Origin of the sequence: Pseudaestuariivita rosea (assembly GCF_017592335.1) — a bacterium.
Lineage (GTDB): Bacteria > Pseudomonadota > Alphaproteobacteria > Rhodobacterales > Rhodobacteraceae > Parasulfitobacter > Parasulfitobacter rosea.
In genome coordinates this window covers 120604-146818 of record NZ_JACNMP010000005.1, presented here as the reverse complement: position 1 = coordinate 146818, position 26215 = coordinate 120604, and the positions used below count along the sequence as shown (strand labels likewise).

Here is a 26215-nt window from a genome sequence, read left to right as displayed (position 1 = left end):
TTTGAAACTACTTGAAAACATGAATGGTTTCCGGTTCAAAAAATGCTTTTGCAGTTAAAGCTGCGTGCATTTGCTCTGCGTCTTCTGTAAAAATCACGACGACTAAATCAGTTAGAGCCCGCGAACAGCACACGTAAAACAAGCGCCGCGTTCGATCTATGACGGAGTCTTTTCCTGCAGCAATATTCTCGTGGTCTTTATCCGATAGTGGCGTCACGCCGAAATACTTGCCATAGGAAAAAGTGTTGGTTCGTCCTTCCTGATCGTCAACGACCACAATCACCTTGTCGAACTCCGCGCCTTTGATGCCTTGCTGCGTGGCGAACGGTGACATCTTCTCGATGTATTTTCGATATCCCCATAGCTCCGATGCATCGCACTGCATGAAACGAAGAGCGGCATTGTCTGTGGCGGGCTCGGAAACAGGTTCAGCCGTATCCGCGTAGAGGTCGATAAGCTCAACGTAGCGATCATCGAACGCCATCAAGTTATTGCCTTTCATGAAGCGGATGATATCGCCGACGCGCGCGTCACCCCTGGCTTCCAACATCGCCACTAGTTCGCCGATCTGTCCTTGCAGACCATTCAGAAGTCCCGCGGTGTCGACACCAGCCAGCGCATCCGGCTGCAACCGCGGGCAGTGCTTGCGAAGTAGGCGCATGATCTCGAATTCTCGCCTTTCGTGACGCGCAAGCACCACTGGAAGGACGTACGACAAAAACGGGCGCACCACCCAGGCAGTCCCGTCAATCAGGCCGCTACTAAGCTCCTCCGGCGATTTGTCATTGAGCGCGCTGTAGAGGTTTGGAAAACCAAGTCGGGTGGCCGCCATCCTGTGGACCAGTACCAAGAGCCGCAACGCTTCCTCGTCTTCTTCTTCCAACCAACCTTCATCACCATCCTGTTCTGCCAGCCAGCGACGCGCCTCTTCCAGGCGTTCATGTCGCCGATCATCGGCGGGCAGGATCAATACTCTGGCTGACCCTTCAACAGGAACGTCCTCCCCGTTCAAGACGATGTGGCGTCCGCGCGTTTGCTCAAGCTGGTCGTCTTCCGCCCTGATGCGGTTGATGACGCGAAGAACGGCCTGCGGACACCGGAAATTTTCCGGCTTTTCAAGCATCTCCCATCCCTCTTCTGGTGGAATAGGTCCGGCACCTTGCATGTAAATCTTTTGTACCGGATCGCCGAAAAAGCCGAGACAGAAGCCTAGCGGAACCGCCCGCGCCACTTCGCGGAGTGCATCAACAAATGCAGGGTCTGTGTCCTGACTCTCATCGACAAAGATGACCGGAAAACGACGTGTCAGAAGGGTCTGCATCAATGCATGTCCGGCGATAAATTCGGGGCCAATCTTCAGGATATCGCTATGGCCGAGAACGCCGTTCGCGTAGTCACTACCTGTGCCGTATCGGAAGGTCTTCACCGCACCGATTTCGGTTAATTGTCGATTGTACCGTTCGATGTTCTCCGCTGCGCGGGTTTTGGTGGCTTCTCTAGTGCGGGGATTTTCGATTTTAGCTTGTTCTACGGCAATCTTCTCGTGCAGCCGGTTGCTCACCCATTCCCGAAGATTGTTCTGAAATGGCTTGATGACAGTCCAGAGAAAGCTGTGGATCGTGGAGACATGGAACAGTTCGTCATTCCCGACATCACCGCGAATTTCGTCCACGGCCACTTCGGTGTAAGTGATGCAAGCGACTTGTTGCCCGTTGCGGCGCAGGACAGGCCCTTGGGTGCGCTCGATTTGCGCAAGGGCTTTCACGAGCGATGTTGTCTTTCCCGAACCCGCTCCCGCCACCATCACAAAATGCCGGTTGCCGTCGCCCGCGAGCCGCTCGTGAAGCGCTGTGTCGGTATCTGTATTGGGCTTACCGATGCGGCTTGTCATGCGGCGTCACCTTCTTCCTTTTCTTCCACTTCCACTGCGACGCCCAAAGTGGCTTCGAGCCACTCCAAGCCTTCGGCAATGTAGTGAGGGACGTTCCAGGCGTCAGGGTCTTTGGCGAGCAATGCGAGCGCGAAATCCGTTTTCTTGTAGTTTGAGCTGTGCACCTTTTTGTGCAACTTCTCCGCGAGGTCTGCCAGATTTTGGGGAGTGCGCACCCGTAGTTTCAACTTCCGATTGGCGAATTCCTGTGTCCACTCCAGGTTATCGAATGCGAAGGCGACTTCGAGCGTGCGACCGGCGCGCTCTATCTGTTCGCCATTGCGCTCGAGAGTAACAGTGCCCGGGTAACAGACGCGAATAGCTCCATTTCTCGACAGATCAGCGGGGAGCTCCTTACAGCAGCCTTCAATAGAAAGTAGCTCATCGATGCTTTGCCTGCCGGGCAACCATTGGGCAAGCATCTGGTTCGACGTCACTGCATCCGGTGTTTCTGGCGTGCATGTGCTGCCTGCCGCAACTTCATCCTCATCCTGGTCCTCGTCGTCTTCCATCGGTTCGGCATCATTCTCGTCTTCGTCGTTGGCTGGTCCGTTTACGCTGTCCAGATCGGTGACGACGAGAGTCGTTATTCCGATGAACTCTATAAGTGTCCGGAACAGGTGAGCGTAGGCTCCCCCGATTTCGAGAACGCTAAGGTAGCAGGAACGCAAACCGGGCGCTGCTTTAGCGATCATCTGCGGCATCACCAGCCGTTCGACATTGCCCTCAACGAGCACAGCCGCGTCGGCAAAGAAAAGGTCACAGTGTGTTAGCTTCAAATAGCGTTCCAGAAAATCACGGCTCGGATTTGCTGTAGTACGGTAGAACTCCGACAGGTTAAGGACCTTGGACGCTTGTGCAATGCCTGTACCTTCACGCCTGAAATAGCGAACGGGCTGGAAACCGCGCTCGTATAGGATGTGCGGAGAATGCGTTGTCAGCGCGAGTTGCGTGTGGAAACCGTCTGGCGCGTCATCCTCCGCCGCCAGAATTTCCAAAACCTTTTTGACGAAGACTTGCTGCAACTGGGCATGCAAATGCGCTTCCGGCTCTTCGACAAAAACCAGATGCAAAGGCGGGCGTTTCTCTTCCGTTGCCAGCCACTGTGCGTGAAGATCAAGAAGTTCGACCACCATATAGATCAGGTTTTTGAAACCAAGCCCGTTATATTTGTCAGGAAGAGTCAGACCTTCATCGTTTAGGGCGTAGTGAACATGGGCACCGTCTTGGCTGTTCATTACTGTCGCAGGATTAAGCGCGGATTTGATCATGAGGCGCGGATTAGTCAGCCCCGGATATCCCAACTGGGCTAACCGCTGGAGGGTGTCCGCGAAGACTTGTTCGAGATGCTGGTTCAGCAGTATCTCCGAATCCGCTAGCGCCCTGATCGCATTGTAATCGTCTGCGTGGCGCTGAAGGTTCCTTTGGTAATAGCGGCTAAGGTGCCGGGATAGTTCTTCTGCGCGGCTGCCTCCCTCATTGTCTGAAAGATGGCGTTGTGCGTGCAGGAAATCGACTTTGATCAGTGAGTTGACGATGTCCTTTCCCGTACGACCCTGTTCCCGTAGCAGCTCTTGCGGTTCGTAACCTTCGTTTGGCTCCAGCTCATCGTTGAACTGAGCTTCATCGAGGACGAAATAGTTGAACTCATACTCGCGCTGGAGCTCGTGTTCGAGGTACTCGCGCAGCGTACGCGGCGGGGCAACATATGGTTCTTCACCTTCCGGCGTCTCCAAGTCGGCGACCGCTTTTTGTGCCTGAGCATGTCGGTCCTGGAAACGAGCCAAAGTCTCATCTTCGTTACGCGGCGCGAAGGTGATGCGAACGCCAACCATCACTCCCTGCCATTCAAGGTTGGGAAGGAGGTCGATAACACGATGCAAATCAGCTTGCTCGACCCCGAACCATAGATCAAGCGACAAGACTGGAAGTGCAGCATCTGCTTGACCGGCTTCAAACGCATTGATGTCGCTCCATCGACACGCGCTTATGTCATGAAAGCTGAAACGGTCACGAGCACCGCTTATGAAGAAATGCATTGCATGGGCAACAGAAGTCTTGCCGCTGTTATTCGCACCGACGAAAATCGATATTTCGCGATCTAGATCAATCTTGACGTCTGCGAGGCGACGGTAGTTCTTAAGTCTTATCTTGTTCAAATGCATTGCGTATTAATCTCAAATAACTCGATCCATATACAATACCCCAGGTTGAGAAGTGTGGGTAGATGAAACTAAATGTGTATGCTCAGCCTATCTTGCAAATGCCACCTGTCACCCAAACACGACATTCAGCCTGTGAAAGACGCGCCCCTCATTTTGCGATCTCAGCATCTTTGCAATGCTCTGCAATTTGTTCGGTCGGATTGCAATGCCAGAGTATAGATCAATTTCCAGCTTCTGGATCACATCTTCTGCTCCCAGAACAAAGACAAACCTGTGCAGTCCGGCGTGGCTGTATTCTGCGATAGGATGTGGTGCGTTTTCTGTGTCGTCCCACGGCAAAAGATGCTGTCCTATAGGTCGATGAACGGACAATTGTCCCGTCTGCATATCGAGCGGCATTGAATACCAGTCGTCCTTGATGGATTGAAACGCCAGAATATGACCTGCGCTCTGTGTGGTCAGATCAAAGCAAAAGGGCTGGCCCAGTTTGAGCACTGTGTCTGAGACCGGGTGTTTGAGGGCGGATTGGACGATGCCTTTGCGCGCGCTGAACGGGCGGATGTGGAGGTGGCCGTAGGTGCTTTCATTGTCGATCAGCTGTTCCCAGCCTGTGTCACTGTTTGTGGTGAAAAGGCTCGGCGCAATCGCTTTGCCAATCTCAGGATAGGTCTCTGTGATCCAGTGATGGATTAGGGCCGCCTTCGACCGCGCAATCTTGCCACGGCTAAAGTTGCTGTCGAAATCTGTGCTGCGGGCAAAGGGTGTGCCGAAGCTCTGGGCGTAGAGAGCGTCCCAGGTGACATGCTTCAGATCCACAATTACCTTGCAGCAGCGATAGAGCCGTTTGCGATCTTCTTCACGTGCCCCTGACCAGTCAAATTCCATTGCTTCAAACACTGCCCCGAAATTACCAGATTTTACCGGCATATTACCATCGGAACGACCTGAGGTTGAATGCTAAAAGCATTCATGAGGCCGCAACATGGCGCAGACGATCGATGCCATCGGCCTCACCCGGTCACCTGACCCTTCAACCTGATCCCACTCACCACCTTTGGGTGCATGGGAAATGTGTATCGCAGGCCCGGTCCAGTGGGGACCGAGAAAGGACGGACATGATGGATGCGAATGACGATGACGAACAAAGACCGAAACAGCTGCCAAAGCTGACTCTCGACTGGGAGGCCTATCTGCCCTTGCTGGAAGATGAAGACATACCAGATGACCAGAAACGCGAATTGATCGAAACCCTCTGGTCTATTGTCGTAGCCTTCGTTGATCTGGGCTTCGGCATTCACCCGGTGCAACAAAGCTGTGGAGAACTGGAAGACCTATTGGCGAATGAGGCGCCGGATCTGGTATCCTGGACCAAGACCGATGGATTGAAAACTCACTTCCGAAAGGAGGCCACATGCGAGCAGTAAAACAACAAAATGGTAAGCCGACCAAGGCGGTGATTTATGCCCGTGTGTCCGGGGCAAAACAGGTGCGCGAAGGCGATGGTCTGGCCTCCCAAGAAAACCGCTGCCGAGAATATGCCACTTACAAAGATTATGATGTGGTGGAAGTCTTTGCCGATGATATGTCGGGCAAGTTCGAGCGCCGCCCCGCGATGGATCGCATGCTGGCCTTCCTGCGTTTGCATCCCAAGGGCAGTGTCGTGGTCATCATCGATGATATTAGCCGTTTTGCCCGCAATGTGCAGGCCCATATCAAACTGCGGGAAACCTTAGCTGACGCAGGCGGTATTCTAGAAAGTCCCTCGATCGAGTTTGGAGAAGACAGTGACTCACGGTTGGTGGAACATATGCTGGCCTCGGTCGCTCAACACCAGCGGGAGAAGAATGCCGAACAAACGTCCAACCGCATGAAGGGGCGCATGATGAACGGCTATGCCGTCTTCGCAGCCCCCATGGGCTACAAGTACAAAAAGACCGGCGCCCACGGCAAACTGCTCACCCGCGATGAACCCTTGGCTTCGATCATTCAGGAAGGACTGGAAGGCTATGCCTCAGGCCGCTTTGCAACCCAGGCCGAGCTGAAACGGTTCTTTGAAGCCCAGCCAGACTTTCCCAAAGACCTGCCACATGGGGAAATCCGCCAGCAAAGGATCAGTGATCTTCTCAACCGTGTGATCTACGCAGGCTATATCGAGCATGAACCATGGGGCATCCCTCGCCGCAAAGGACATCACGAACCCATCATCTCATTGAAGACTTATGAAAAGGTCCAAGCCCGTAAGGCAGAAAAAACCATCGCACCCAAGCGCAAAGACATTCATGAAGACTTTCCGCTACGCGGGGCCGTCACCTGCGCCTGCTGTGATCAGCCCATGACCTCCTGTTGGTCCAAGAGTGCCACTGGAAAACGTTACCCATACTACTGGTGCCAAACGCGGGATTGTTCAGAATATCGCAAGAGCATCCGGGCGGAGAAAATCGATACGGGCTTTGAAGCTATCCTGCGCGCGATGACACCCAGCAAGCGCCTGCTCACAATGGCAGGTTCGATGCTCAAAACCGCGTGGGGACAACGCAGAGAACAAGCGATGCAGACCAAAACTGTTCTGAGGCGTCAAATCAGCGACCTGGAAAAACAGCAGGATGCATTACTGGACCGAATTGTGGAAACCTCAAATTCGAAAGTGATTAGTGCCCTTGAATCCAAAATCACAAAACTGGAAGAAAATAAGTTGCGCTTGAACGATCAACTGACCCAGAATGCGCAGCCCAGGCATACCATGGATGAAATTTTCGAACTTTTGATGAGCTATCTTTCAAGCCCTTGGAATATCTATGAAAAAGGCGGCCTGTTGATGAAGAAAACCATCCTAAAGACGGCTTTCGCAGCCCCTTTGGCCTACGACCGCAAACAAGGGTTTCGAACTCCGCAACCCTCTGTAATCTTTCGGTTTTTAGACACCATCAAAGAAAAATGTGAAATGGTGCCCAGGAGAGGACTCGAACCTCCACGTCCATACGGACACTAGCACCTGAAGCTAGCGCGTCTACCAATTCCGCCACCTGGGCCGGTGTCGTAAAAGCGGCATTTAACTTTCGTTCCGGCGACTGTCAATGGCAATATCTGCGACGGCATGGTGACTTGTTCCTTTTGACCGACGGCGCTATGTAAGCGCAGATATCTTGATGGGGTTTGGCCAATGTCGAAACTTGTAACGATCTATGGTGGCTCGGGCTTTGTCGGGCGATATATCGCGCGTCGGATGGCCAAGGAAGGGTGGCGTGTCAGGGTCGCGGTGCGCAAACCGAATGAGGCCATCTTCGTCAAACCCTATGGCGTTGTCGGCCAGGTCGAGCCGATTTTCTGCAACATCCGCGATGACGCATCCGTGCGTGAGGTCATGCAGGGTGCCGATGCCGTTGTGAACTGTGTGGGTATTCTGAATGAAACCGGCAAGAATACATTTGACGCTCTGCAGAATGAAGGCGCCGAAAGAATTGCCAGGATTGCCAATGAGTTAGGCGTTGAAAAGATGCTCCATGTCTCGGCCATAGGCGCCGATCGCGACAGTAAAAGCGATTACGCCCGCACCAAAGCCCTGGGCGAGGAGGCGATTTTGCGTCATATGCCAAATGCCGTCATTCTGCGCCCGTCGATTGTTTTCGGGCCGGAAGACGGCTTTTTCAACAGGTTTGCCAGCATGGCGATGATGGGGCCAGTGCTGCCGGTGGTGGGGGCGGCGACGCGATTTCAGCCGGTTTATGTGGATGATGTGGCGAAGGCCGGTGTGATTGGACTGACAGGGCAGGTCAAAAGCGGGATTTATGAGCTGGGCGGACCGGAAATTCTGACGTTTCGCGAGTTGATGCAGGAAATGCTGGGCGTGATCCGGCGGCGGCGTTTGATCGTGAATGTACCGTTCTGGGCAGCGCGGATTATGGCCTTTGGCTTTGATATGCTTCAGAAAATTTCGTTCGGGCTATTCACCAACGGGATGATCACACGCGATCAGGTGAAGAATTTGCGCAAGGATAATGTGGTGTCTGAAGGGGCTATGACCTTTGCCGATCTGGGGATTGTGCCGACGGCGTTAGAGGCCGTTTTGCCGGATTATTTGTGGCGTTTCCGGCCATCGGGGCAGTATAGCGATATCAAGGATTCAGCGAAAAACCTGAAGGTCTGAGTAAGTAATATCGCTTTATTTCAATGCTTTACAACACAGCCAACGCCGCGTTCTGCGCCTGGGCGCATAACGCAGCGTCACGAAAGTTAACGCATCGCACAGGTGCATTTTGAGCCGAAATCACGTGTGCAAATTGCACATTTTCGGGCGTTTCGTCCGATCGCGGTGCGGGGTTTGTGACAAAACGTACGTTTCGTACACAGGTTTTGTACGATTCTTGGCGTTGCGTGACACCCCGTCAATACGCCCGGTTTAGATTGACCTGAGTAACACTCTGGCAGGGTTAACTATTTTGGGGGATGTTATAGACTTGTTAACCAAGCAACCACTATGAGGCATGGCAGCGCTAGCAAAATGTTCGGATATATCTGCAGTCTGTCGCTTCGATTTTTGTACAACCTAAGATCAGGTTAAGTTCAAGCATTATTCATTGCAATGTTAGTGTACTTACATAGCACCGGAATAGCCGTCAGCCCTTGTCATCGAAGCCGTCCCACAATACCAAAACGCGAAATATAGGCTTATTTGAGATAAGACAACAAATGCTATCGCGCTCCATACTATTCAATTCACTTTCAAGCCTTGGTCTATTTCTTATGGGGTCGCCTGTCATGGCGTCTTGCATTTGTTGGACCTGCATATGGGATCCCCAACTGGAAAGTTTTCATGCTGTAGGCGAGTCTATGGCGCCGACGCTGGACGTCAGGTTTTGCGCTACAATGCGCCATATCGATCCACAGGAAGAACCAATCACATATGGTGATGTCATCGGGTTTGAGCAGGACACAAAACAGGGGATATTTATATCAAGGGTCATTGCGAAGGGCGGCGACACCATTGCGCTTTATGAGGGACAAGTCATCCTGAACGGACAGCCTTTGCAACAAGTATTTGTTGCACGGGATGAAATCATTTTTCCCGATTATCCGCCGGCGCCAATGTGCGAAGATATTGTGGAACCCGGCGAGGTATGTGTCCGGCCGAAATATCGCGAGACTGCGCTGACTGGCAAATCCTATGAGATATTTGATACACGACCCACACCGGCTGATTTTATGGCAGAGATCACTGTTCCAGACTCATATTTTTTTGTGATGGGCGATCATCGGGATAATACTATGGATAGTCGCCATGGTCGCGCCGTAAACGGGCCCGGCATGATTGCATTGCAACAGGTTCGTGGAATTTTCGACGGTTTGTAGAAGTCGACAAGGATACGAGGTTCGTGTTTGGCGATCAGATCGCTTCTGTAAAGATTTGTGGCCACATCGACCGGAACTATAATCGCAAATGACTTGATAGCACTAGAGATTAAGAGGTCCCGGATCAAGTCCGGGACTGCGTAGATCAGGGTAAATCGATTGCGGATTGGTCGTTACACAATCAGGTAATGCGGGTGCGCCCTAATTCGTCGTCTCTAACCCCTCGGGCTGGCCGACTACGACGAAGTGCAGGTTTTCGGGTTGCAGCAGTTCGGCGGCGACGCGTTTTACGTCTTCCAGGGTCACGGCCTCGACCTGATCGTTGCGGGTGGCGATGTAGTCGATGGGCAGGCCCTGCAACTGCATACCCACCATGATGTTCGCAATCGGGCCGTTGCCGTCGAACCGCAGGGGATAGGCGCCGGTCAGATAGGTTTTGGCGCGGTCGAGTTCATCCTGGGTCACGCCTTCGGTTGCCATTTTGGACCATTCGTCGCGGATGACCTCGATCGCCTCGGCAATGCGGTCGTTGGCCGAGGCGACCTGGCCCAGGACCAGTTCGGCGTGGTCGCGCGGGGCGAGGAAGGAATAGACGCCATAGGTCAGGCCACGTTCCTTGCGGACCTCGTTCATCAGGCGGGCCTCAAACCCGCCACCGCCCAGGATGACGTTCATGACATAGGCGGCGAAGAAGTCGGGATCGTCGCGGGTCATGCCCTGATGTCCGAAGCGGGCCACGGATTGCGGCGTGTCGAAGGGCACGACGGTAATGCCGCCGGTCAGCAGATAGTCGGCGCGTGTGGGCATGGGCGCGCCAGTGTCGGGCAGATCGCCCAGAAGATCATCCAGCAGTGCGCCCAGGGCGTCGGCCGAGATATCGCCGACAGCCGCGACATAGATGCGGTCTTTGGCCATGACGCGATCTTTGGCCTCGATCATGTCGTCACGGGTCAGGGCCGCGACCGTGGTCAGCGTGCCGTTGATCGAACTGCCATAGGGGTGATCGCCAAAGGCCAGTTCGGCAAAGGCGTCGCCCACGATGGTTTCGGGGTCCTTCTGATCGGACTGGATGATCGACAGCACCTGGGCGCGGACGCGGTCGATGGCGGGGTTGTCAAAGCGTGGTTCGATCAGGGCCGAGCGCAACAGGGCCACCGCCTGATCGCGGTTTTCGGTCAGGAACCGGGCCGAGATCGACATGGCATCGTCATAGACATCAAAGCTGAAATCAGCCGCCAGTGCATCGCGGGCGGCGGCGAATTGGCGGGCGTCCAGATCGCCGGCGCCTTCTTCAAGCAGGGCGGTCATCAGGTTGATGGCGCCGCGTTTGCCCTCGGCATCCAGACTGGCGCCACCTTTGAAGCGGATTTCCAGCGCGGTGAAGGGAATTGAGTTTTCTTCGACCAGCCAGGCAGTGATGCCGCCGGGCGATGTGACCTCTTGTATATCAATTTCAGCGCGCAGGGGCAGTGTGGCGATGACGAAAGCACAGGCGGTGAAGATAGCGCGGATCATTGGGAAACCTCTTGTACTTGGGGGCTGGTCAGCCAGCCGGTCACAGCGTTGCTGCGGTCGAATATATCGCGGGCGGCGGCGATGATGTCGTCTTCGGTCACGGCTTGCAGGATGTCAGGCCAGGCCTGCACATCCTCAACCGTCAGGCCGCTGGTCAGGGCGACACCATAGCGGCGGGCCAATGCGCTGACGTCATCTTTTTCATAGATGATCTGGGCGCGCATCTGCATTTTGATCCGGTCCAGCGCTTCGGTATCGATGCCGTCTTCGATGAACTGCGCGACGGTTTCATCCATGGCATCTTCGGCCTGTTGCAGGGTGACACCGGCGGCGGGGACGATGACCAGACCGAACGTCGTGTCATCGAGCGAAACGTTGGAATAGAAGGCCGCGGTATAGATGGCGGTCTGAGTTTCGAACTGCAGCTTGCGGCCCAGGTAGGATGTCGCGCCCTCGCCCCCCAACAGCTCGGCCAGCATGACAAGGGCGGCGGCGCGTTCCTGATCGCCGCTGTCACGTTCTGGGGCCAGATAGGTGCGCAAGACATATGGCTGCGCGACGCGGGCGTCTTCGAAGACAATCCGTCGTTCGGCGCGTTGCGGGGGTTCTTGGGGGCGGGCGCGTTCCGGCAGGGCCTCGGACGGTTCCAGCACGCCGTAGTGGGTTTCAGCCAGGCGGCGGACCTCATCAGGATCAGCATCGCCTGCAACGATCAGAATGGCGTTATTTGGCGCGTAGTAGGTGCGATAGAATGACATGACGTCGTCCATCGACAGCTGTTCCATTTCATGCCGCCAGCCGATGATCGGGACACCGTAAGGATGGTTCAGGTACTGCGCCGCGCGGCGTTCTTCGGTGAAAAGGCCCGAGGGGTTGTTTTCGGTGCGCTGGTTGCGTTCTTCGATAATGACATTGCGTTCGGTCAGAATATCGCGATCGGTCAGGCGAATGTCACGCATTCGGTCGGCCTCCATCTGCATCATCAGCCCAAGACGATCAGCAGCGACACGCTGGAAATAGGCGGTGTAGTCCCAACTGGTAAAGGCATTGTCCGTGCCCCCGTTCGCGGCAACGATCTGTGAAAGTTCGCCCGATTCCAGATCGTCGGTGGCTTTAAACAGCAGATGTTCCACGAAATGCGCGATGCCCGAGGTACCCGGCGGTTCGTCTGCGGCACCTACCCTGTACCAGACCATATGGACAACAGCCGGGGCGCGGTGATCTTCGATGACCACAACGTCCATGCCGTTATCCAGCGTGAAGGTAGTGACATTTTCCTGTGCCCAAAGGGGCACGGCCGTCAGGATAAAGGTGCAAACTGCCAGAAAGCGGCGCATGGGCTTCTCCGTTACTGATTTAGCTATAGCTACGCCAAATGCAGCCATGTTCAAGTTGGCTGGCAAAGATGTGAGCTAGTCATCTTCTGGCGGGGGTGGGGCGGCGGGGGTGCGTACACCGGCGCGGCGGAACCGTTCCAGTTCGCGGTAGCTGTCCAGTGTCATAGGCTCATACGCGCGGTAATAGACATTGGCGTTGAAGGCGCGTTCCAGCGGCAAACCCCGGTTGCGGCGGCGGAAATCCAGGTCTTCGCGCGCCAGTGTCTGCCGGATCGTGCTATCGCGCCCCAGTCGCGACGCGTGGTTCACAAGCGCCGCATCAGATGCAGGGATGCCACCGGCCGAGGCACGTGCGGGGTTGCCGCCCAGGGCCACGATGGCGTCCTCATTGGGTTGCAGATCGGTGATATTTGTACCGCCCGGTGTGGGCGTCGGCAGTTCGTTCGGGTTTGGCGGTACCTCAAGTGGTTTGACGGGCAGGATGCCGAATTCATCGGGGCCCTCACCTGATGCGCGCACGTTCATCAATTCGGGATCGCCCCTGTCACAAGCGGCCAAAGCAAAGCATGAAATCAACAGCGTTATGCCAAGCGACGCACGCATCGCGGTTCTCCTTAAAATGTCTTGGGGGCTTTTAGCGGATATGGCCGGGATGGTCACGCCCTCTTCTCTTTCTTTTCACCGGTGAAAAAGATCAATCCAACTGCCCCGATAAAGATCGAGATATCGGCGACATTGAAAGAATAGGGGTTTTCGATACCACAACAGGACATATTCAGAAAATCGGCGACGGCGCCGTAGACGATACGGTCAACCACATTGCCCAGCGCGCCACCCACCAAAAATCCGGCCGAGATATAGCCGAGGTTGCCGGTTTTTTCACGCCGTATCCAGAACAGAACCAAAACGCAGATGATCAAAGCGATGGTGATCAGAATCCATCGGGCATATTCCGGCGTGTCCGGGCCGCCAAATATCCCGAAGTTGATCCCGTAATTCCATGCCATGCGAAACTTTAGGAGAGGATCAATAACTATGATTGTTCCAGCCGTTTTCAGATCAAGGACCTGTACGATCAGGTATTTGCTGACCTGATCGATCAGGAAGACCCAGAAAGCTGTCCAATATACAAGGCGCATGTCGGTTCCTTAATGTCTGAAATGGCGCATGCCGGTGAAGACCATGGCAAGGCCCGCGTCATCGGCGGCGGCGATCACTTCGTCGTCACGCATGGACCCGCCGGGTTGGATAATAGCGGTCGCGCCAGCCTCAGCCGCGGTCAGCAGACCATCGGGGAACGGAAAGAAGGCGTCCGAGGCCACAACAGAGCCTTTTGTCATCGTTTCAGATGCCTGAAGCACGTCGGCCATATCCTGGGCCTTGCGAGCGGCGATGCGGGTGCTGTCGACGCGGCTCATCTGCCCCGCGCCCACGCCGACTGTTGCACCATCTTTGACGTAGACGATGGCGTTGGATTTGACGTGTTTGGCGACCTTCCAGGCGAACAGCAGGTCGGCCAGTTCGGTGTCGGTCGGGGCTTTCTTGGTGACCACCTTCAGGTCATCAGCGCTGATCTGGCCGTTGTCCTTGTCCTGCACCAGATACCCGCCCGACACCTGACGCAGCACCAATCCGGCTGCGGCAGGGTTCGCCAGACCGGGGGTCAGCAGCAGACGCAGATTTTTCTTTTGGGCAAAGATATCAAGGGCATCCTGATGGGCGCCGGGGGCGATGACGACCTCGGTGAAGATATTCGTGATCTCATCCGCCGTTTCACCATCGAGCGTCATGTTGAATGCCACGATGCCGCCAAAGGCGCTGGTGCGGTCGCAGTCATAGGCGCGCATGTAGGCTTGTTTCAGCGTGTCGCCGCGGGCCACGCCACAGGGGTTGGCGTGCTTGATGATCGCGCAGGCCGGGCCATCTTTGGGCAGGAATTCCGAGACCAGTTCGAATGCCGCGTCGGTGTCGTTGATGTTGTTATAACTCAGTTCCTTGCCCTGCACCTGCCGCGCGGTGGCGACACCGGGGCGGTCGCTGCCGTCGGTGTAGAACGCGGCCGTCTGATGCGGGTTTTCGCCATAGCGCAGGGTCTGTGCCAATGTTCCGGCAAAGGCGCGGCGACGCGGCGCGGGCTGGTTCAGGGCGTCGGCCATCCAGGTTGAGACAGCAGCGTCATAGGCGGCGGTGCGGGCGTAGGCGGTCAGGGCCAGCTGCTGCCGGAAGGCATAAGTGGTGGTGGCGCCGTTCTGATCCAACTGATCCAGCAGCGGCTGATAGTCCTGAACATCCACAACGACGTTGACAAAGGCGTGGTTCTTGGCCGCAGCCCGGATCATCGCAGGCCCGCCGATGTCGATGTTTTCGATACAGTCTGCATAGTCGGCCCCTTTGGCGACGGTTTCCTCGAACGGATAAAGATTGACGACCAGCAGGTCGATCGCGCCGATCTGGTGGATTTTCATCGCCTCGACGTGGTCGTCGTTGTCGCGCAGGGCCAACAGGCCGCCGTGGACCTTGGGGTGCAGGGTTTTCACGCGGCCATCCATCATCTCGGGGAAGCCCGTGACATCGGACACATCGATCACATCCAGTCCCGCGTCCCGCAGGCTGCGGGCCGTGCCGCCGGTTGACAGCAGTTCGACCCCACGTGCGGCCAATGCCTGACCCAACCGGGTCAAGCCGGCCTTGTCTGATACGGATAATAATGCACGGCGGACGGGGACGAGGTCGGTCATTTAAGGCCCTTTGGGTTATTCAAGTACAAACAGGTCACCTTCTTCCAGATCGCGAACAGCGTTTGGCGTGTCTTTCGCCTTGGCCAGCGTCCAGGTGACTCGGGTTGCATATGTCATTGCACGGGCAGTAAGGACAACCTGCTTTGTGGCGCGGGGGTGCAGACGACCCTTTTCAAGGTAAACGCTTGGTTCCAGCGTCATGCTGGCGCGGCCATCATGGCGGAACACCCAGACCTCGGTGCTTTTCAGGGTCAGGGAAACAGCATTGCCGCCCATATCCAGGGTTGCATGGACGTCGGGGTGCAGGTGAAAACGGATCTGGAACAGGACGCCCTGCAGAAGTGAATTATCAAGGACCGCGTCAAACCGGGCTTTATGCAGGTCATTGACGGCGGTCAAAGCATCGCTGCCTGAAATGGTCCGCCCATCGGGCGACAGTTCAAGCTGGCGGATGTGGAACAACCCGTGACTGGCGGCGTAACCGTCGTGGGCGCCTTCGATCATGACGCTGTTGTCATCGGCGCGGATGATTTCAAGCGGGACTTTTTCCGGCCCACTGGACAGATAGTTAGCATTTTCTGCGATACGGGCCGAAGAATGCCCTTCGATCCCCAGGGTGGAATGGGACGGGGTGGCTCGTCCGGCGCGGCTCCAATCCTGGCCGAATATGCGCCCGTCGCCGCAATTGACGATAACGGGGCGGCGCCCCGATGTCAGTTCAAACGCCAGGGTCGAGGCATGGCCGGTTTCGCATCCCTGCCCCATCGGTGGCGGGGCGACATCGGCAATCAGCGTGATGCGACCGGCCGACAGGCGCTGATATCCCATGACATTGCCGGTTTTATGCAGTGTTTTTACGCCCGAGCGCGCCAAGGCATGATCCAACCGCCCATCCAGACCGCGCCCGCCACCATGAAACCGGGTCAGCCCCCCATCGGCATGGCGCAGGGCGCGCAAAATCGGAGCAATGCGCTGGATGATGGCGATATGTTCGTCCTGGGGCCTGTGGCGCGATTTTTCCAAAGCCTCGGCCGCCAGTGTCAAAAGGGTAAAGATTTCAAGCAGTTCTTCGGGGTTGCGGCTGGTGATCCCGCCTTCTTCATCGACCAGAACCTCGGCAGCCTCTGACAGGGCCTGCGCGGCGGGGTCAACATAATCTTCCCGGCCTTTCAGGTAGAGCCCCGCGTAGATCAGACCCAAAAGCGCCTCAAGCCGCGCGATACCGTCCGGTGTTCCGTGCCAGCGACGATGTAAAAACAGCGATTGCTGGCCCAGTGATTTCAGAAATTGCTCTGTCTGGTCGTCATTCAGGCCCCGCATCAGGAAATCGGCGTGGTTGATCCAGCGCATCACGCGCCGGCCGGTCAGTTCCGGTGTCCAGCCACCCGACTTTGCTTTGCCGAACCTGACGATCCATTCCAGCACCCAGGTCTGTGCCACATTGCGCGCGACCGTGTCGCCGACCGCAGCCAGGTCATCAAGCCAGGCAAACCCGTGGCGTGCATCATCAAAGGCCTGCACAGGGCTGCGTAATTCCCAAATATTCTGAGGGCCCGCGCTGACCAGATAGCCCGCCAGCATGACCTTGCCCGACAACAGGTGACGGCCCCGGCCATAGCTGCCGATTGTGCGCGGTTCTGGCGGTTCGACCAGTTCGACCTTTTGCCGTGAACGGGCCGCACGACGCGCATGTCTGCGGTTGCGCCAGCGGCTAAACCGCGTTGAAAACCTACTGTCGCCGGTCAATGGAAATCAACCTGCATCATATTGTTTGCAAAAAGAATATAGGGCGCGACGTTTGAAGTCATTCCTGAATCTATGCCGGGTTGCGCAAGCACGCGATGTAAAACCCGTCCATCCCTCCTTGTTCGGGCCAGTAATCGGGCCGCAATCGCAGTCCACCTTCCTGCGTTATCCAGTCGGGATCAACCCCTGGCAGGGTCAAGGCGGATTTATCGACAATTATTTGCGGATGGCGTAGCAGTAAGTCATCAATCTGGCATTCGCCTTCGTCGGGCAAAAGGCTGCAGGTGCAATAAACAAGTCGCCCGCCGGGTTTCAAAAGCGTCACGGCGTGGTCAAGCATTTGGGCCTGCAGGTCAATCAGGTCGCTAAAGTCCGAGCCGTCTTTGGCATGGGGCAGATCGGGGTGGCGGCGGATGGTACCGGTGGCAGAACAGGGCGCATCCAGAAGGATGGCGTCGAACTGTCCGGCATGGTCAAGCGCGTCGCCGACGACGACTTCGGCCGTCAACTGACAGCGTTGCAGGTTTTCGTGCAGCCGTTGCAGCCGGGCCTCGGACCGGTCCAGCGCCACGACATTGGCGCCCAATGCCGCCAATTGCAGCGTTTTGCCACCCGGTGCGGCGCACATATCAAGGATGTGTTCCCCTTTTTGGGGCTGCAGTATTTTGGCAGGCAGAGCCGCGGCGGCGTCCTGCACCCACCAATCGCCTTCGGCAAACCCCGGCAGTTTGGACACCTGACCGTAGTTGGTCAGCCGCACGGTGCCCGTTGGCAGGACGGTGCCATTCAAAGCGTCTACCGCTTGGGCAGGGTCATTTTTCACCGAAATATCCAGCGGGACGGGCCGCAGATGGGCGCCTTCGATCTTTTGAACCACCGAATTGCCGTAGGCCGCGATCAGAGGTTGGCGCAGCCATTTGGGCAGTTGCGGCGTGGCCAGCTTGCCCCACTGATCCGGTCCAGCTTCTGATACTTTGCGCAGCACCGCGTTGACCAAGCCCTTGGCGTGGGCGGCTTTTCGATTTGACGCGACCAGCTGAACCGCCGCATTGACCACACCGTGCGAAGCAGCATTCAGACTGCAAAGTTCGACAGTCGCAACACGCAGGACATTCATAACCGTCAGATCGGGCGTTTTGCGCAGAAACCCCTTCAGCACCCGATCCGCCCGCCCCAATTCGCGCAAGGTGGTTAGCGCCAGACGTTGCGCGCGGGCACGATCCTGAGCAGACAGAGGTGCAAAGAGGTCTGCCAATTCAGACATAAGGAGAGCATCCGCCAGAATGGCGTCAAGCGCCTGGACGGCAGCACGTCGTGCGATGATACCGGATGGATCGGTCATTATACCCATTGCTTGTCAGAACAGGTCTGCGGGGTATATCAAGCACCAGACAGGCACAAGGATGAACAGACATGAGCCAGGATCGCGACGATCTGCCCCCCGAAGCCCAACGCGCATTGGCCGAGGCCGAAGAACGGCGCAAAAAAGCCAAGGCGCTTGACCTGCCCAAAGAGCTTGGCGGTCGCGATGGCCCCGAACCTGTTCGCTATGGCGATTGGGAGGCGAAGGGGATCGCGATTGATTTCTGATTAGAGCAGCACTGGACGGTGTGTCAGCTGGCCTTTTTCTGCAAAAGGAATGTGAACATCTTAAGCGGTGGAAAGCTTTTGCGTTCGGCCACTTCCAGTTTATTTGCCCCCAGAACGCGGTTCATATCAAAATCGGAATGCCACCCCAGCACATTCGACAGGGGTGCAAATATACGTTCAAAAATCGCCAGAACGCCCTTTTCCCGCTTAAAGTGATTGATAATCAGAACCGATCCGCCCGGCTTGCAGACCCGCGCCATTTCAGCAACGACCTTTTCCGGCTCGGGCACGACCGACACCAGATACATGGCCACGACGGTGTCAAAGTGGTTATCGGGAAAATCAAGAAAACGCGCATCCATTTCACGCAGTTCAACAACATGCTGCAGCTTCAGATCCGCCACTTTTTCACGTGCCTTGTCCAGCATGTCGGATGATACGTCTATTCCCGTGATCTCAAGATGGGTTTTATAATGCGGCAGAGACAGCCCTGTACCCACGCCAATTTCAAGCACCCTGCCCTGATGGGCATTGATGTACTCAACCGCTTTGCGCCTGCCGATGCGGGTAATGGCGCCAAAGGTTTTATCATAGACCGGCGCCCAGCGTTTGTACGAATTCTTGACTGCTGATATTTCCAAATTTGCCCCCTGCCGCGATTACTTTGCCTTGCGGACCATTTGGATAAAGGAATGAACTAAAGATGCAATATAGATCAGGCAGATAATCACCATCGAAAGCCAAAAACGGGTCAGCATAAGGCCGACCAAACCCGCAGTGGCGACAAAAAGCAAAGCGATCTTATCCCGTGGAATGACCAGCGATTTAGCCGAAATCGTTGGTAGTTTGCTGATCATCAAGGCACCGATCAAAGCCAGATAGATTGCAAATCCGATGTCCAGATTTGCAACGTTGAACACACCTTCAAAGGTCAAGAAAACCGGAAACATCGCCAAAAGCGCACCTGCCGGGGCCGGAACACCGACAAAGTGGCTTTTCTTCAGTTCAGGGTCGTTTTCGGCCTGACCTGTCATGACGTTGAAACGGGCCAATCGAAGACAGCAGCAACTGGCATAGATCAAGGCACAAATCCACCCGATGCCGCGGGCATCCTGAAAAGCGAATTGAAACAGCAGCAGTGCGGGCGCCACACCGAAGCACAGGAAATCCGACAGCGAATCCAGTTCTGCCCCCATTTCACTTGTAGCATTCAGGCGTCGTGCCAGTTGGCCATCCAAGCCATCAATGATCGCCGCGGCAATGATAAGGCCTGCGGCGATGTCGTACCGCTCGGCCAGTACAAAACGGATCGATGTCAAACCGGCACATAACCCCAGAAGCGTGACCAGATTTGGCAACAGGCTTAGAAAAGGCAGCCCATCGCTATGTTTGCGTTTTGACATGCCTAGCGTTTTCTACCTGTGCGGGCAGGTTCGTCTGATGCTAAATCAGCCAGTACGGTTTCTCCGGCCAATGTCGATTGACCCAGCGCGATCAGCGGCTGGACACCATCGGGCAGATAGATATCCAGACGAGATCCAAAGCGGATCATGCCAAAGCGTTCGCCGGTTTCCAGACCGGTGCCTTCGGCTACATCGCAGACGATGCGGCGCGCGACCAGTCCGGCAATCTGAACCACTGCAATCTTGCGGCCGTCTTCCATGCGGATGGACAGGCTGTTGCGTTCGTTGTGTTCACTGGCTTTGTCGAGCGAGGCGTTGAAGAATTTTCCTGGCCGGTATGAGATGTTTTCGACAACACCAGCAATGGGGGCGCGGTTCACGTGGCAATCAAAGACATTCATGAACACGCTGATGCGCAGCATTTGATCGTCACCCATTTCAAGTTCAGCCGGTGGAACAGCAGGTTGGATCATGGACACCACGCCATCTGCCGGGCTGATGATCAGGCCCTGTCTTTCAGGTGTGACGCGTTTGGGGTCACGAAAAAAGTAATAGCACCAGACCGTCAATCCAACGCCGATCCAGCCGAAAATCTTGATCGGTAAAAGGAACAGAAGTGCTGTTACCACTGCGAAAATGGCTATGAATTTATAGCCTTCCCGGTGAACAGGCTTGATGAATGTCCCCAGCATTGTCATTCGGTATCGTCCCCAGTCATGTCGGATGGCCCTGTTTATCGCCGAACACGCCAATAACAAGGCCAGAACACCAAAGATCGTAGATAAAGTGGTCAACCGTGACTTTGTTTACAATTTCTTCAGATTTATCCAACAGGCTGAAAATTGAAGCTGAAAGAATGTGGCAATGAGGGGGCAAACAGCTGACGTAAGGAAGTTTACCAACTTTGGCACCGAAACACATTGATATGTTGCATGAAAAGGCTTTGCGCGGGGTCCGGTGCCTTGGAATAGCCACAATGACGGCCAGACAGTTCCCCAAAGAAGTTTTGGAAGCGTCCATGTTCGGTCACTTTTCCGCCCCGATCCAAAGGCAATACGTGGTTAACGAAAGATAAAGGCGAGACGATTATGGACCCGATCCTGCAAATTACGTTTTTTGAAATTGCAATGAGCCTGCTGGCCGTTTGCACAATTTACGAATTGGCCAAGGTTGTTCTGCCTGATGATGTGGCCGGCCCCGGCGGCTGGCTGATCGATACAAGCGACGACAACTGATTTCCTCTGCTCTGATGGAATGAATGGCCCTGGGGATAATCGGGTCATTCAGAAGTCGGCCTGCGGCAGATAACCAGGTATCTGCCGCGCCGCACACCCTGATAGCGGTGTCATAATACTATCATGTCTCCGGTGTTTACCGTTAAAACGAAGTAAAACTGGGGAATATCAATGAAAAATCTAAGACTTGCCCTGACAGGTGGTATTATTCTGGCCTGTGGTTTGCCGGTGACGGCGGATGTCGTCGATCTTGGCCCACGTCCATATTATCTGATTGATCGTATGGAGGATGGCGAACTGAAGGAAAGGCTGCTGTCCTGTGCGACCGGGCCTTTTGAAAAATCCGACTTTTCGATCGGGCATCGCGGTGCACCGATGCAATTTCCGGAACATACAGTCGAATCAAATCTGGCTGCAGCGCGGATGGGCGCAGGTATTCTGGAATGCGACGTGACCTTTACCCAGGATAAGGAACTGGTTTGCCGTCACGCGCAGAATGATCTGCATACGACAACCAATATTCTTGCAACTGATCTGGCCGATACCTGCATCACGCCGTTTTCGCCCGCAAGCGGCGATACGAATGCAACGGCGGAATGCCGTACGTCTGAAATAACATTGGCCGAATACCGGACGCTGACACCGAAAATGGATGCATCGAACAGCCAGGCCATGATGGTGGAAGAGTATCTGGGCGGCACGGCTGACTGGCGCACCGATCTGTATTCGGCCGAGCCCGCGACGCTGATGACGCACGCAGAATCGATTGAACTGTTCCGGTCACTGGGCGCGAAGTTCACGCCCGAGCTGAAAACGCCATCGGCTGAGATGCCGTTTGAGGGCTTCAGCCAGCAGGATTATGCGCAGAAACTGATTGATGAATACAAAGCTGCTGGCGTTCCGGCGTCGGATGTTTGGGCGCAGTCCTTCAATCTGGAAGATGTTCTGTACTGGATTGAAAATGAACCGGAATTCGGGGCGCAGGCCGTTTACCTGATTGATCACTATGATCTGGAGGAGTGGGACCCGATGGACGCCTCGACCTGGCCACAGACCATGGCTGAGTACAAGGAGATGGGCATCAATTATATCGCGCCCCCCACCTGGGTTCTGGTCACAGTCGAAAATGGTGAAATTGTTCCATCGCTTTGGGCCCGCGAAGCCAGTGCCGCCGGGCTGAACATCATCACCTGGACGATTGAACGGTCAGGCCCGCTGGTGCGCGGGGGTGGCTGGTATTATCAGTCGATCGCCGAAGTGACCGACAGCGATGGCGTGATGTACGAACTGATCGATGTGCTGGCCCAAGACGTTGGTGTTGTTGGCATTTTCAGCGACTGGCCTGCGACCATCACCTATTATGCGAATTGCATGGGTCTGGAGTAATCCGGATTTTGGGCGTCGTAAGGCGCCCATTTTCCTAATACTTTCTTAACGCGCGGAACGGTTCGGTAAGAACTAAGCAGCTATTTGAAGTGTCTATTCGGCCCAACGTTTTCATGAACCGGAGGCCCCGATGTCAGACACATCGCCAATCTTGTCACTGCCTTATATCCAGCCCTCGCAAGCGCAAAAGCATGTGACCCACAACGAAGCAATCCGCACGCTGGATACGATTGTTCAGTTGACCGCCGTTGCGGCCGATCGTACGGACCCGCCCGCTGCCGCCGCAGAAGGCGACCGTTACATCGTTCCAAACGGCGCGACCGGCGCATGGGCTGGACACGCTGGTAAGATTGCACAATCCGAAAGCGGGTCCTGGGTGTTTATCGAAGCGGCTGCGGGTTGGCGGTGCTTTGTTCTGGCGACGACTGAACTGATGGCCTTCGATGGGTCAGTCTGGGTGAAGGTGTCCGGCGGCTTACAGGCTGATGACCTGGCCAATCTGCCCGGTGTCGGGATCAACACAACCGCTGACGCAACTAACAGACTGGCGGTTGCGGCCGATGCCACGCTGCTGAGCCACGCAGGCGCGGGTCATCAGTTGAAGCTGAACAAGAACAGTCAGTCCGACACCGCATCGCTTCTGATGCAAAGCGCCTGGACCGGTTATGCCGAGATGGGTCTGGCGGGCTCGAATGATTTTGAGATCAAGGTCAGCGATGGCTCAAACTGGTTCACCGCTATAGCTATTGATCATCAAAACGGCATGGTCGCTTTCCCCTCGGGCGGTGTCAGACCGCAGTTGACCGCTGATCTGACGGTGCTGATTGATCCGGTGGCGGGCGATGATCAGAATGACGGCATTACCGCGCCTTACGCCACAATTGCGCGCGGTCTGCAGCATGTGATGGGCGTTGATGCGGGTGGATACGCGGTGCGGCTGCAATTGGCGGACGGCACCCATGCCCTGACCGGTCCGCTTGTCGTTAACCAAGCTGTACCTGAGGCTGAAGCAATCGAAGTCATCGGCAATCTGACCGATCCGGCGGCGGTTGTCATCAACGGCGCGTCCGATCTTTTTGCAGTTTCCGCGGGGCGTTTGCGGCTGCAAGGGATGACGCTGGAAACAAACAGCGGTCACTGCATCACCGTGCACGATGGTGCGATGGTCAGCTATCAGAACATTCGCTTTGGCCCCGCCTCGGGCGCGCATGTTCAGCTGGACCGTGGGCACTGCGCGGTCACCGGTGATTGCGAAATCGCTGGCGACGCGGATAGCCACATCAATCTGCGCCATATGTCATCGCTGCAGGTCTCAAATGCGCAGATCACCCTGACCAATACGCCCACCTTTGCATCGCAGTTCCTCGGTAGCTTTACTGCCAGTGTCGCCGAGTTTTCTGGTGTGACCTTCACAGGCGCTGCCACCGGTAAGCGGTATGACAGTTGGGCGGGCAGCGTGATCAACATCGGTGGACAGGGTGCCGCTTACCTGCCGGGCGACACCGCCGGAACCGAAAGCGCAGGCGGCATCTATCTGTAACCGACTGCAAAAATAAACATCAAAGACGCCACAATTGTTCGAATGTGGCGTCTTGCCTCTGGTAAATCCCGTTTCACTGGTTTCAACTGACACCAAAAGTGGAACGGGTTTTTCTTTATGTATGACTTCGCCGTCATGGGCGCCTGGCTTGAATTTGCGGTGCGCTGGTTACATGTGATCACAGCGATTGCGTGGATTGGGTCTTCTTTCTATTTCATCGCCCTTGATCTGGGGCTGCGCCGCGATCGCAGGCTGGAAACCGGTGCAGATGGCGAAGAATGGCAGGTGCACGGCGGCGGGTTTTATCACATTCAGAAATATATGGTCGCGCCCGAACGCATGCCGGATGACCTGATCTGGTTCAAATGGGAAAGCTATGCGACCTGGCTAAGTGGTTTTGCCCTGTTGGTTCTGGTCTATTACCTTGGGGCCGAGTTCTATCTGATCGACGCAAATGTGCTAGATATTCCGGTCTGGGCCGGGGTCCTTATTTCGCTGGCGTCGCTTGGGCTTGGATGGCTGGCCTATGACCTGATCTGCAATAGCCCCTTGGGCGACAATAACACCCGGCTGATGATCGTGCTGTACATCATTCTGGTGGGCATGGCGTATTTCTATACGCAGGTGTTTTCCGGCCGCGCGGCGCTGCTGCATCTGGGGGCTTTTACCGCGACGATCATGTCGGCGAATGTCTTCATGATTATCATCCCGAACCAGAAGATTGTTGTGGCAGATCTGTTGGCCGGTCGCACGCCCGACGCGAAGTACGGCAAAATCGCCAAGCAACGGTCCACCCACAACAACTATCTGACGCTGCCGGTGCTGTTTTTGATGCTTAGCAACCATTATCCGTTGGCTTTTGCCAGCGAATACAACTGGTTGATTGCCAGCCTTGTGTTTCTGATGGGTGTTACGATCCGGCATTATTTCAACACCATCCACGCGAAACAGGGCAATCCGACCTGGACCTGGGCTGCGACCGCGATCCTGTTTCTGATCATTGCCTGGCTGTCCACCGCGCCGCTGTTTCAAAATCAGGACGATCAGGCGATGACGGAAACCGCGCAGCGTTTTGCCGCGGCTGATGGCTTTGATGAGGTCCACGATATCGTTCTGGGCCGCTGTTCCATGTGCCACGCACGCGAACCCGTATGGTCAGGTCTGCATTGGCCGCCCAAGGGTGTTATGCTGGAAACCGAGGCGCAGATTGCCCAACAGGCGCGTGCCATTTACCTGCAATCCGGGGTCAGTCATGCGATGCCACCTGCGAACCTGTCCTATATGGAAGACGATGAGCGCGCCAAAATCATAGCTTGGTTTCAATCGGTAAACTGATTCACAAATCAGACTTTCCCATAACCTAAGTTCGTGACATCATTTCTTATTTTTGTGATCACAAGCTACTAAAAACTGCCTGTCTGCGCCATCAAACCGCGCCTAAATCCGCTTGCGGCACGTGACAGCGACGAAAAAATCAGTATCAAAGGGTCAAACAAAATAAACGATGGGAACCGCAATGGCCGATGTGAACCGGGGCAACCGCCCGCTTTCGCCGCATTTGACGATATATCGCCCTCAGATGACCTCGATGACGTCGATTTTCGTACGCGTTACCGGAAATGCACTGCTGATTGGCGCACTGTTGGTGGTGTGGTGGTTCCTTGCCGCTGCGACCGGACCGGAATATTTTGCGGTCGCCGATGGCGTGATCACATCCTGGTTTGGCGATCTGGTCATGCTGGGGTCGGTCTGGGCGCTTTGGTATCACCTTCTGGGCGGTTTGCGCCATCTGGTCTGGGATATGGGGTACGGCCTGGATTTGGATAGCTCATACATGATGGGCTATATCATGATTGGTGGGTCGCTGGTGCTGACACTTCTGACCATCGCGATTGTGTAAGGGGAACACGAAATGGCTTTTCTGACAGATCGTAAACGCGCCAGCGGCATGGGGTCGGCCAAAGAGGGCACCCAACATCATTGGAACATGATGGTCAGCTCAGCTGGTCTGCTGGTTCTGGTGCCCCTGTTCATCTTCACCTTTGGCCCGATGCTGGGCCAACCGCATGAGGCGGTCGTGGCGTACTTTGCCCGCCCCTTCCCCGCCATCGTCGCAGCACTAACGCTGGTTGTCGGGTTCATGCACTTCAAAAACGGCGTTCAGGTCCTGATCGAGGACTACGTCCATGGTATAATGCGCAAAGTCCTGATCATCGCTATGATCTGCCTAAGCTATGCAGCTGCAGGCACAGGTCTTTTCGCCATCGCGCGCATCGCGCTTTAA

The 26215-nt window shown here is 55.5% G+C and carries 26 protein-coding genes, 1 tRNA gene and 1 pseudogene; 12 read left to right on the top strand and 16 right to left on the bottom strand.

Going from position 1 to position 26215, the window contains the following annotated elements; genetic code table 11:
- Positions 1 to 7: 7 nt before the first annotated feature.
- The 3 genes from H7848_RS05870 to H7848_RS05860 all read right to left on the bottom strand — a co-directional run bounded on the left by H7848_RS05870 (position 8) and on the right by H7848_RS05860 (position 5022).
- Positions 8 to 1891, bottom strand: coding sequence for a UvrD-helicase domain-containing protein (locus H7848_RS05870; protein ID WP_208348950.1), 1884 nt, complete (start codon positions 1889 to 1891; stop codon positions 8 to 10).
- Positions 1888 to 4095 (bottom strand): ATP-dependent nuclease, encoded by a 2208-nt coding sequence (locus H7848_RS05865; RefSeq protein ID WP_208348948.1) that lies wholly within the window; start codon positions 4093 to 4095, stop codon positions 1888 to 1890. Before H7848_RS05865 ends, H7848_RS05870 begins: the two co-directional genes overlap by 4 nt.
- Positions 4096 to 4203: 108 nt before the next feature.
- Entirely contained in the window at positions 4204 to 5022 is an 819-nt protein-coding gene (locus H7848_RS05860; RefSeq protein ID WP_208348947.1) for a hypothetical protein, read from the bottom strand.
- Positions 5023 to 5213: 191 nt separating this feature from the next.
- Here H7848_RS05860 and H7848_RS05855 point away from each other — a divergent pair, with 191 nt between their 5' ends.
- Positions 5214 to 5519, top strand: a complete 306-nt coding sequence (locus H7848_RS05855) for a hypothetical protein (protein WP_208348946.1) — start codon at positions 5214 to 5216, stop codon at positions 5517 to 5519.
- A pseudogene (locus H7848_RS19755) lies at positions 5507 to 5926 on the top strand (recombinase family protein); the annotation flags it as partial. The gene H7848_RS05855 and the pseudogene H7848_RS19755, both read left to right, overlap by 13 nt.
- 180 nt (positions 5927 to 6106) lie before the next feature.
- Here the strand turns inward: H7848_RS19755 and H7848_RS19750 are convergent.
- The gene (locus H7848_RS19750; protein ID WP_237072599.1) at positions 6107 to 6286 is read right to left on the bottom strand and encodes a hypothetical protein; all 180 of its coding nucleotides are present in this window, start codon (positions 6284 to 6286) and stop codon (positions 6107 to 6109) included.
- Between the two features lie 141 nt (positions 6287 to 6427).
- On the opposite strand from H7848_RS19750, the gene H7848_RS19745 reads away from it, so the two are divergent.
- The gene (locus tag H7848_RS19745) at positions 6428 to 7084 is read left to right on the top strand and encodes a hypothetical protein (protein ID WP_237072609.1); all 657 of its coding nucleotides are present in this window, start codon (positions 6428 to 6430) and stop codon (positions 7082 to 7084) included.
- Here the strand turns inward: H7848_RS19745 and H7848_RS05845 are convergent.
- Positions 7038 to 7124 (bottom strand) — tRNA-Leu (locus H7848_RS05845). The genes H7848_RS19745 and H7848_RS05845 overlap by 47 nt on opposite strands.
- Positions 7125 to 7255: 131 nt before the next feature.
- On the opposite strand from H7848_RS05845, the gene H7848_RS05840 reads away from it, so the two are divergent.
- Both H7848_RS05840 and lepB read left to right on the top strand, forming a co-directional pair.
- A complete protein-coding gene (locus H7848_RS05840) occupies positions 7256 to 8239 on the top strand; it encodes a complex I NDUFA9 subunit family protein (protein WP_208348945.1) in 984 nt (327 codons plus the stop codon).
- Between the two features lie 542 nt (positions 8240 to 8781).
- Positions 8782 to 9441, top strand: coding sequence for a signal peptidase I (gene lepB, locus H7848_RS05835; protein ID WP_336512066.1), 660 nt, complete (start codon positions 8782 to 8784; stop codon positions 9439 to 9441).
- Between the two features lie 201 nt (positions 9442 to 9642).
- On the opposite strand, the gene H7848_RS05830 is transcribed toward lepB, so the two are convergent.
- The 7 genes from H7848_RS05830 to H7848_RS05800 form a co-directional block, all read right to left on the bottom strand.
- Positions 9643 to 10956, bottom strand: coding sequence for a M16 family metallopeptidase (locus H7848_RS05830; RefSeq protein WP_208348943.1), 1314 nt, complete (start codon positions 10954 to 10956; stop codon positions 9643 to 9645).
- Positions 10953 to 12293 carry a M16 family metallopeptidase gene (locus H7848_RS05825; RefSeq protein ID WP_208348941.1) on the bottom strand — a complete coding sequence of 447 codons (1341 nt, stop codon included), beginning with the start codon at positions 12291 to 12293 and terminating at the stop codon, positions 10953 to 10955. Before H7848_RS05825 ends, H7848_RS05830 begins: the two co-directional genes overlap by 4 nt.
- A 75-nt stretch (positions 12294 to 12368) precedes the next feature.
- On the bottom strand, positions 12369 to 12896 hold the full coding sequence (locus H7848_RS05820) for a DUF3035 domain-containing protein (RefSeq protein ID WP_208348939.1): 528 nt from the start codon (positions 12894 to 12896) through the stop codon (positions 12369 to 12371).
- Between the two features lie 53 nt (positions 12897 to 12949).
- On the bottom strand, positions 12950 to 13432 hold the full coding sequence (gene lspA, locus H7848_RS05815) for a signal peptidase II (RefSeq protein ID WP_208348936.1): 483 nt from the start codon (positions 13430 to 13432) through the stop codon (positions 12950 to 12952).
- 9 nt (positions 13433 to 13441) lie between these two features.
- The gene (purH, locus tag H7848_RS05810; protein ID WP_208348934.1) at positions 13442 to 15031 is read right to left on the bottom strand and encodes a bifunctional phosphoribosylaminoimidazolecarboxamide formyltransferase/IMP cyclohydrolase; all 1590 of its coding nucleotides are present in this window, start codon (positions 15029 to 15031) and stop codon (positions 13442 to 13444) included.
- A 15-nt stretch (positions 15032 to 15046) separates the two neighbouring features.
- Complete coding sequence (locus H7848_RS05805) at positions 15047 to 16777, bottom strand: heparinase II/III family protein (protein WP_208348932.1); 1731 nt, start codon at positions 16775 to 16777, stop codon at positions 15047 to 15049.
- Positions 16778 to 16847: 70 nt separating this feature from the next.
- Positions 16848 to 18119, bottom strand: a complete 1272-nt coding sequence (locus H7848_RS05800; RefSeq protein WP_208348930.1) for an RsmB/NOP family class I SAM-dependent RNA methyltransferase — start codon at positions 18117 to 18119, stop codon at positions 16848 to 16850.
- A 71-nt stretch (positions 18120 to 18190) separates the two neighbouring features.
- Between H7848_RS05800 and H7848_RS05795 the strand changes: the two genes are divergently transcribed.
- A complete protein-coding gene (locus H7848_RS05795) occupies positions 18191 to 18367 on the top strand; it encodes a DUF1674 domain-containing protein (RefSeq protein WP_208348927.1) in 177 nt (58 codons plus the stop codon).
- 23 nt (positions 18368 to 18390) lie between these two features.
- Here H7848_RS05795 and H7848_RS05790 read toward each other — a convergent pair whose 3' ends face one another.
- Genes H7848_RS05790 through H7848_RS05775 form a run of 4 tightly spaced genes read right to left on the bottom strand, consistent with a single transcriptional unit; the run spans position 18391 to position 20790 of the window.
- The gene (locus H7848_RS05790) at positions 18391 to 19008 is read right to left on the bottom strand and encodes a class I SAM-dependent methyltransferase (protein ID WP_208348925.1); all 618 of its coding nucleotides are present in this window, start codon (positions 19006 to 19008) and stop codon (positions 18391 to 18393) included.
- Positions 19009 to 19026: 18 nt separating this feature from the next.
- Positions 19027 to 19770, bottom strand: coding sequence for a CDP-diacylglycerol--serine O-phosphatidyltransferase (gene pssA / locus H7848_RS05785; protein ID WP_208348923.1), 744 nt, complete (start codon positions 19768 to 19770; stop codon positions 19027 to 19029).
- A 2-nt stretch (positions 19771 to 19772) separates the two neighbouring features.
- Positions 19773 to 20468: a phosphatidylserine decarboxylase gene (locus tag H7848_RS05780; RefSeq protein WP_208348921.1), complete on the bottom strand. Its 696-nt coding sequence runs from the start codon at positions 20466 to 20468 to the stop codon at positions 19773 to 19775.
- A 16-nt stretch (positions 20469 to 20484) separates the two neighbouring features.
- Complete coding sequence (locus H7848_RS05775; RefSeq protein ID WP_208348920.1) at positions 20485 to 20790, bottom strand: hypothetical protein; 306 nt, start codon at positions 20788 to 20790, stop codon at positions 20485 to 20487.
- A 68-nt stretch (positions 20791 to 20858) separates the two neighbouring features.
- On the opposite strand from H7848_RS05775, the gene H7848_RS05770 reads away from it, so the two are divergent.
- From H7848_RS05770 to sdhD, 6 genes are all read left to right on the top strand, one after another.
- Positions 20859 to 21005 carry a hypothetical protein gene (locus H7848_RS05770; RefSeq protein ID WP_208348919.1) on the top strand — a complete coding sequence of 49 codons (147 nt, stop codon included), beginning with the start codon at positions 20859 to 20861 and terminating at the stop codon, positions 21003 to 21005.
- Positions 21006 to 21176: 171 nt separating this feature from the next.
- A complete protein-coding gene (locus H7848_RS05765; RefSeq protein WP_208348918.1) occupies positions 21177 to 22391 on the top strand; it encodes a glycerophosphodiester phosphodiesterase family protein in 1215 nt (404 codons plus the stop codon).
- A 130-nt stretch (positions 22392 to 22521) separates the two neighbouring features.
- Positions 22522 to 23931 carry a DUF2793 domain-containing protein gene (locus H7848_RS05760; protein WP_208348917.1) on the top strand — a complete coding sequence of 470 codons (1410 nt, stop codon included), beginning with the start codon at positions 22522 to 22524 and terminating at the stop codon, positions 23929 to 23931.
- A gap of 117 nt (positions 23932 to 24048) precedes the next feature.
- Positions 24049 to 25266, top strand: coding sequence for a urate hydroxylase PuuD (locus H7848_RS05755; protein WP_208348915.1), 1218 nt, complete (start codon positions 24049 to 24051; stop codon positions 25264 to 25266).
- A gap of 181 nt (positions 25267 to 25447) precedes the next feature.
- Positions 25448 to 25831: a succinate dehydrogenase, cytochrome b556 subunit gene (sdhC, locus tag H7848_RS05750; protein ID WP_208348913.1), complete on the top strand. Its 384-nt coding sequence runs from the start codon at positions 25448 to 25450 to the stop codon at positions 25829 to 25831.
- 12 nt (positions 25832 to 25843) lie between these two features.
- On the top strand, positions 25844 to 26215 hold the full coding sequence (gene sdhD / locus H7848_RS05745) for a succinate dehydrogenase, hydrophobic membrane anchor protein (protein ID WP_208348910.1): 372 nt from the start codon (positions 25844 to 25846) through the stop codon (positions 26213 to 26215).